Annotated in this window: 6 protein-coding genes and 2 pseudogenes; 3 read left to right on the top strand and 5 right to left on the bottom strand. The window is 68.4% G+C overall.

What is annotated here, in order from left to right:
* Positions 1-53: 53 nt before the first annotated feature.
* Positions 54-553 (bottom strand): annotated as a pseudogene (locus tag ABZ570_RS22010) (integrase core domain-containing protein); the annotation flags it as partial.
* Positions 554-1,091: 538 nt separating this feature from the next.
* Between ABZ570_RS22010 and ABZ570_RS22015 the strand changes: the two are divergent.
* A complete protein-coding gene (locus ABZ570_RS22015; RefSeq protein ID WP_358066545.1) occupies positions 1,092-1,820 on the top strand; it encodes a restriction endonuclease in 729 nt (242 codons plus the stop codon).
* A 160-nt stretch (positions 1,821-1,980) separates the two neighbouring features.
* On the opposite strand, the gene ABZ570_RS22020 is transcribed toward ABZ570_RS22015, so the two are convergent.
* A complete protein-coding gene (locus ABZ570_RS22020) occupies positions 1,981-2,943 on the bottom strand; it encodes a YafY family protein (protein ID WP_358066547.1) in 963 nt (320 codons plus the stop codon).
* Positions 2,944-2,998: 55 nt separating this feature from the next.
* Here ABZ570_RS22020 and ABZ570_RS22025 point away from each other — a divergent pair, with 55 nt between their 5' ends.
* Entirely contained in the window at positions 2,999-3,739 is a 741-nt protein-coding gene (locus ABZ570_RS22025) for an alpha/beta fold hydrolase (protein ID WP_358066550.1), read from the top strand.
* A gap of 214 nt (positions 3,740-3,953) precedes the next feature.
* On the opposite strand, the pseudogene ABZ570_RS22030 reads toward ABZ570_RS22025, so the two are convergent.
* Positions 3,954-4,734: pseudogene (locus ABZ570_RS22030) on the bottom strand (transposase family protein).
* Positions 4,735-5,206: 472 nt separating this feature from the next.
* Positions 5,207-5,503 carry a GYD domain-containing protein gene (locus tag ABZ570_RS22035; RefSeq protein WP_358066552.1) on the bottom strand — a complete coding sequence of 99 codons (297 nt, stop codon included), beginning with the start codon at positions 5,501-5,503 and terminating at the stop codon, positions 5,207-5,209.
* Positions 5,504-5,773: 270 nt separating this feature from the next.
* On the opposite strand from ABZ570_RS22035, the gene ABZ570_RS22040 reads away from it, so the two are divergent.
* Positions 5,774-6,094, top strand: coding sequence for a hypothetical protein (locus tag ABZ570_RS22040; protein WP_358066555.1), 321 nt, complete (start codon positions 5,774-5,776; stop codon positions 6,092-6,094).
* A 12-nt stretch (positions 6,095-6,106) separates the two neighbouring features.
* On the opposite strand, the gene ABZ570_RS22045 is transcribed toward ABZ570_RS22040, so the two are convergent.
* Positions 6,107-6,696, bottom strand: a 590-nt coding sequence (locus ABZ570_RS22045; protein ID WP_358066557.1) for a S8 family serine peptidase, incomplete at its 5' end; no start/stop codon positions are given.

The raw sequence follows: 6,696 nt of genomic DNA on the forward strand, positions 1-6,696 counted from the left end.
CCGCCCTGACCAGTCGTGAAGCGGAAGCTTGCGGGCCCCTGACACTAGGCCTGTTAGCTGTACTGATCGGGGACGTTGATCAATCGCGTGAAGGGCGCCCGGTTCGCGCAGGCGGTGCGCGGTCGATGGTGGTTGTAGTGATGCAGCCACGCCTCAAGCGCGTCGCGGCGCTCGGGCTCAGGGGTGTAGTAGCGGGCGCGGGCCCAGCCGTCGGCCATGGTGCGGTGGAAGCGCTCGACCTTGCTGTTCGTTTGTGGCCGGTAGGGCCGTGTCCGCTCGGGCTTGATGGGGAGGGCCTCGCACGCGTCCCGCCACAGGTGGGAGCGATAGGCGAACCCGTTGTCCGAGATGACGCGCTCAACGGTGACACCTCGGTCGGCGAACCACTGGACCGCGCGGTGCAGGACTCCGGCGGCGATGGCGGCCCCTCGTCGTCGTGGACCTCGGCGTAGGCGACGCGCGAGTGGCCGTCGATGACGGTGTGGATGAAGGCATGGCCCATCTTCGAGCCGTGCCACTTGTTCTTCGGCTTTCCGGGCGTCGCTGCGCGGTCGCCGGTTCAACCGCGCCGCGGCGAGGATGCGGTGCACCGCGACGGCGCGATACCGAGCCGGGTCGCGTGTCGCGAGCTGAAGGGGCCCTTCCCGCGACGTGGCCGACGAACGCAGCCTCGCCGTGGCGACCTTGATCGCCGAACTCCTCAAGGCCCTCGGCGAGCACGACCAGGCTCGTACAGTGCGAGGCTGGCTCGACGCCGAGGCGGGAGAAACATCAGCGATTCATCACGCAATATCTAATTCCGGATGTAGCTGCACCTCGAGGGTGATCACCGGGGCGACGGCTACTTCCACGCGTGCAGCGCTTAACGAAAGAGCGCGCCCAGGGCGGCGTCGCGCGGCCCGCTCACGGGCCGACAGGGACAACCCTCCGTGGGAGGCGGCTCGCAATGCACGCAAGTGCATCAAAAGTTTCGTTATTGGTGCAAATACCTGATTTAGTGGCGGGGTGCGAGGTGTACCACTGCGACGCAGGCTTGCCCGACGCCCATTCATGGATGGCGCGCAACTGGGGCGGCTGCCATACTCCCGGCTGTGATCAGCGCGGGCAGCGGGTCCGAACATCCAGCGCCTCGGCAGATTCGGACGTGGCGGGACGCCGAGCACAACGCGGCCGCCTGGATGCGTTACTGGGGCTACCGAGACGCACGCGCAAACCCGGGCGGCTCGGATGGGGGGATCGACGTCTGCGCATCAGACGCACTCGCTCAGGTCAAGTATCAAGCGTTCGCTGTCGGCCGGCCCGCGCTGCAGCTGCTGTTCGGCGCCCGTGGTCATGCCACCCATAAGCAGCTGATCTTCTTCACCGGCAGTGACTACGCATCAACTGCTGTCGCCTACGCCGATGAGCACAACATCGCACTGTTCGTCTACTCACTCGACGGCTCCATGGCCGCCGTGAATGCCAGCGCCCGGCGCATCAGCACCCGGCGCTCCCACCCTGCCAGTGAACCCAGAGCAGAAGCCAAGCCATCGACGGTCCCGTCCCCGTCCTCACTCGTGTCCATGCGACCGGGCATGGCTGCTCCCGATGCACGTGCGCCGCAACCTGCGCTGAGGGCGCCGGGTCCTGTCAGCCTGGCGATTCTTCTAGCGCCCTTCGTGATGTGCCTTGTTGGCGCCGTCACCATCTGGTTCTTCTCTCAGAACCCAGACCTCGCGCCACCGTGGCTCAGGGAGGTGTGGGCCACCTGGATGACCGTGGCTTGCCTGGGTGCCCTGCCAGCCCTCTTGGTCTCTCGGTTCCTCTCCCAACGGCAATGACTCAGCGACCTCATTGGCGCTTCAGTCACGTCTAGTAGCAGCGATTGCTGTGGCGTTCGCCGCTTCCTCGCTGTTCTCCGGTGAACGCTATCCGGCGGGCTTCGCAATGACCCTGCGCTCCGGGAGTGATACAGCTAGTGCCTTTAGGCGGGAGAGGATGTCAATCGCCTGCGTCTGCGTGGGTGAGTAGGCGGGCGGCCAGGGCGCGCACCTCGGCTCTGAGTTCGGCGGGCCGTTCGATGGTGAAGGGCCAGCCGAGCCCGGCCAGCATCTGGGCGGCGCCGTCGAGGTGTTCGGCTCGGGTGGTCAGTCGCACTCCGTCGGCGACTTCGGTGAGTGTGCCGACCGATGGAGGGATCCGCCGCCGTGCCTGGGCGAGGCTGGTGTGCAGCAGGACCGAGACGTCGTGGGCGTAGGGCACCGAGGCCAGTCCGGCAAGGACGTGTCCGGTGGGGTCGAACCCGGCCGGCACCTCGAACGTCCCGCCGGTGGCGCGAGTGGAGCCGATGCGGTCGAGTCGGAACGTCCGCACGGATCCGCTGGCGTGGTCGCGACCGGTGACGTACCAGCGACCGTTGTGGAAGACCAGCCCATACGGGTCGAGGCCGCGTTCGCTGGCGCGGCCATGCCAGGTGGTGTACGTCAGCTGCACCGGGTGTCGGTGGCGGGCCGCCTCGGCGAGCACCAGCAGCACCTCGGTGCCGGGCGGGGTGGGCCGCCGGACCGGCCCGGTGACGTCCATGGTGACCAGTAGGGCGTCGATACGCCGGGCAAGGGCGGCTGGCAGTACCCGGCGCAGCTTGGCGATGGCGCTCTCGGTGGCCGGGTGATCGGCTGTGACCAGTCCCGCGCTGTGCCCGGCGGCAAGGCCGAGGGCGATGGCGACTGCCTCCTCGTCGGTGAGCATGAGTGGCGGCAACTTGTATCCGGGCGCGAGGCGGTACCCGCCATAGCGACCACGGCGCGCCTCGACCGGGATGCCCAGGTCGAGGAGGTGGGTCGCGTAGCGGCGGACGGTGCGCTCGTCGACGCCGAGCCGGCGGGCCAGGTCCGCGACGCTGAAGGCGCCGCCCGACTGGAGGATCTCCAGCAGGGCCAGTACCCGGGCGGTCGGCCTAGCCAAGAAGTCCTCCTAATCCGGGCGGAAACTGTCCGGTATTGACCGTAGCGTGCCGGGCATGACGACATTCGTACTGGTCCCCGGGTTCTGGCTCGGCGCCTGGGCCTGGCATTCGACGGCCGCTGAACTACGCCGGCACGGCCACGACGTGTACCCGATCAGCCTGACCGGCCTCGGGGAGCGCGCCCACCTGGCCCGTCCCGACACCGACTTCGACGTCCACGTCACCGACGTGGTCAACCTCTTGCGCTACGAGGACCTTCGCGACGTGGTCCTCGTCGGGCACAGCTACGCCGGTAGCGTCGTCACGGCGGCCGCCGACCGCGTCACCGACCGCGTCGCCCAATTGGTCTATGTCGACACCGGCCCGCTGCCCGACGGGGTGTCCCAGGTCGAGTTCACCCCGCCAGCCGAGCGCGAGCGCAACGCGGCATTGGTGGCCGACCACGGTGACGGTTGGCGGCTGCCGCCGCCGCCCTGGGCCGACTTGGCCGCTGGCGTGCCCGACGTGGATGACTCGATCGTCACGCTGCTGCGCGAGCGGTCGGTCGACCAGCCGTGGGCGACCGCCACCGCCCCGGTCCGGCTGACCGGGGCATGGGAGAAACTGCCCAGACTCGGCGTGCTGTCGAGCTTCGCCGCCGCGCAGGTGCAGGGGATGGCCGCGACAAATCCGCTGTACCGCCACATGGCTGGCGACGCGTGGCGCTACGAGGAACTGCCGACCTGGCACTGGCCGATGCTCAACCGGCCGGTCGAGCTGGCCGCAATCCTGCACCACACGCGGCTGACGGCGTAACCGTCGCTGCCGGGTGACCACACCAGCTCACCCGGCAGCGGTACGCAATCGACGAAGGAACCGAACGACCGGCCATGCCACCCAAAGCCGCCGACGGGACGACCCGGGTCGAGGACGGCGTGCGGGAGATTCGAATGGTCCGCGACGTGCAGGCGCCGTCGCTAAAGGTTGTCTCGTAACTCTGTGAAGGCGTTGCCTGGTACCGGGTTGGTGCTCACCCGGCGAGGGCGATGTTGCGCAGGTTGGCGATGCCAGAAGCAGCATCGGTCAATGTGTGGGCGGCGCGGCGGCATCCGCGCAGGATTTTCCAGTTCTTGATCCTGGCCAGGGTGTTCGACCCGGGCGCGAACAGTGCGCGCGGTGTTCGCGGTAGAGGTCTTGTTTCCAGGTCGGCAGCGCGGTGCCGTCGGCGGGTTTGCGGTACGGGATGATCACCTCCGGGTTGCCGCGGTAGGCGCCGTCGGCCATGACCGGCCTTCCTTCGAGTTTCTGGTGGATGCCGTTGCTGCGGTAGACGATGGTGTCGTTGCGGTCGCCTGGCTGAGGGTCGCCGACGGCGATGACCAGGCGGGTGCTGGCGTCGATGGCGACCTGCAGGTTCGTCGAGTAGCGGTAGCTTTTGCTCGGCGGCGCGAGGCGGTGATCGCGGGTGGGGACGAGCGTGTCGTCGACGATCGCGATCTGGTCGACCGGCCGCCGCCGCACCGGGGCGAGTGCGAGGAGCGGTCCGAGGGTGCGATGACTCGGCGCGCGGCGGAGTGCGACACCCCGAACAGCGGGCCGATCTGACGCATGGTCAGGTTCGTCCGCCAATACGTGGCCACCAGCAGCACCCGATCGGCGAGGTCGAGGGCTCGCTGCCGGCCCGGCCGCCCGTCGGCGATCGAGTCCCCGCCGCGCTCGGCGACCAGGCGGACCAGCCGGCGGAGCTGGGCGGGCTGCAGCCCGGTGAACGGGAAGATCCACTGGGCTCGGGCTGCGGAGATCACCTGCACGCAGGCATCATTGATGATCGTCCCTAGCGGACAGAGGCCGGGGTTACGAGACGTCCCTTAGGTGCGATAGCGGTTGCCGTTCGCGAGGGGATGACCTCTGCCGCTCGCGTGGGGGCCGGGCCATCCCCGGGCCAGTAGCCACCCGTGATGCGACAGCTGGCGGTGCCATGCGAGGGCTTCTCGGAGACGTGAGCGCCGGCACGTGCTGGGACCTGGCGTGGGCGCAGGTTAGCCCTCAGCACGAGCGGAAAGTTCTCCAGTTGTCCACGCCCGTAGTCGCCGACTTCACCGCCTCGTGCCTTGAGCTCCAGAGGAACATCCAGGTTTTGGTAGGAGCGAGCGCAGGTGGCAGGGGTTGGTTGATCCGACCGGGGGGCGGACGTGGGTCCCGGGAAAGGGTGTTGCGAAACGTTAAACCGGGATATCTGACCCACCAGCGGAGCCGGATCCGTCGTAGGCAGTGTGGAAGGCCTTAGCCAGCGGTTTTGGCGATGATGCGGTCCATTTCCTCTCGACCGAAGGCCCGCAGGGTTGTGGTACGGACGTTGCCCGCCCCGCCGAGCTGCAGGAGCGCCGCGGTGGCGGTTTCGTCGTCGGGCGCCTCGATGACGGCCACGAGGTCGTACGGACCGACGGTCCAGTAAATCTTCAGGAGATTCGCCCCGAGATTTTGGGTGGCTGCGGCGAAGACCTCGGCGCGCTTCGCGGTGTCCTTGTAGGCTCGGATCCCCTGATCGGTCCAGTTCAGCAGCGCGATGTACGTCGGCATGGTCCTTCACCTCCATGAAGAGACCTCATCGTAAGGTTAATTCTGGGCATAACGGCCGGAATCCGCATCAAGTGCACACCAGTTCGGGCTTATTGCGGGTGGAAGCCGGGGGAGTACGCGCCGACCGGCGTGCCCATGGTGTCCAGTGACGTCCTGCCAGCCGCCGGCGTCCGTCGAGCTGGAGAGCTGGCAGTCCGCCGGTGCCGATCCGCATGCGGTGACCTGAGGGCACTGCGCACGGCCCGCACGGCGGCCGGCTGACTCGCCAGGATGCCGCGGACGCTCGCCGACATCGACGAGGACGCCCTCGACGGGGTCGGCGACGCGTCGCTTTCCGGCGCAGGGAAGCCGGGACGCTCTGACCGGGAGGGCCGGGCTGCCGTCGCGGCTGCCCGGCCCTCGGAAAGGCTCACGGTATTCAGGGGAGCAAGCCCAGCGCTCGCAGTGTTGCCTCTCCTCGAACGCCAGCAGGACGACCTTCTCCTGCGCCAGACGTCCCCGGTACTACTTCATGAACGCCGCGGCGTGCGGTTCGTAGCGGTCCTGGTCGTGGGTCGTGAGCTGTGGCGGAACTCGCTGCTGGGCCGTTGAGCTGATCGGCCGTCAGGCAGGTGTCGCCCCCAGCCGTACCGCCGACGCGTACGCGTCGACGAGGCCGGTTCCCTTGTCGACTGCGGTGGTGTACGGCCCGACGGTCTGGTACGCCGCGCCGTCCGTGAACTTGTACGCCGTGGCCTTGAGCGCGTCCTCGACCTGGGCCGGGGTCGCGTTCGGTGCGACCTGGAACAGTTGGGTGACGATGCCCACGACATGCGGGGTTGCCATCGAGGTACCGCTGATCGTGTTGAACGTGCCGAGGTCCAGCGGCCCGGGGCCGTTGCGCGGGTCCAGACCGGTCGAGCAGATCAGCAGGTATGGCCGGCAGGCCGAGGTGATGTTCGATCCGGGCGCCGAGACGTCCGGGTAGGTCTCCGGGTGCCCCGCCGACCCGCGGCTGGAGAACGTCGACACGCTACCGTCGCGGGTGCCGGTGCCGTGATCGTCGTAGGAGGCGACCATGATGATGCCCGGAGTGGGGTCCTGACCCGGAGGGTTGGTGGCGCTGTTGTCCGGGCCGTCGTTGCCGGCCGCCCAGGCGGTGACGACACCCTCGGCGGCCAGCGCCCGTTGCAACTTGGTGGTCGCCGAGTTCG

Origin of the sequence: Micromonospora sp. NPDC007271, assembly GCF_040634005.1 — a bacterium.
Taxonomy (GTDB): Bacteria; Actinomycetota; Actinomycetes; order Mycobacteriales; family Micromonosporaceae; genus Micromonospora.

Coding starts and splice junctions, on each gene's coding strand:
- ABZ570_RS22025 (WP_358066550.1), top strand. CDS start 2,999: ATGACGACATTCGTACTGGTCCCCGGGTTCTGGCTCGGCGCCTGGGCC.
- ABZ570_RS22035 (WP_358066552.1), bottom strand. CDS start 5,503: ATGCCGACGTACATCGCGCTGCTGAACTGGACCGATCAGGGGATCCGA.
- ABZ570_RS22040 (WP_358066555.1), top strand. CDS start 5,774: ATGCCGCGGACGCTCGCCGACATCGACGAGGACGCCCTCGACGGGGTC.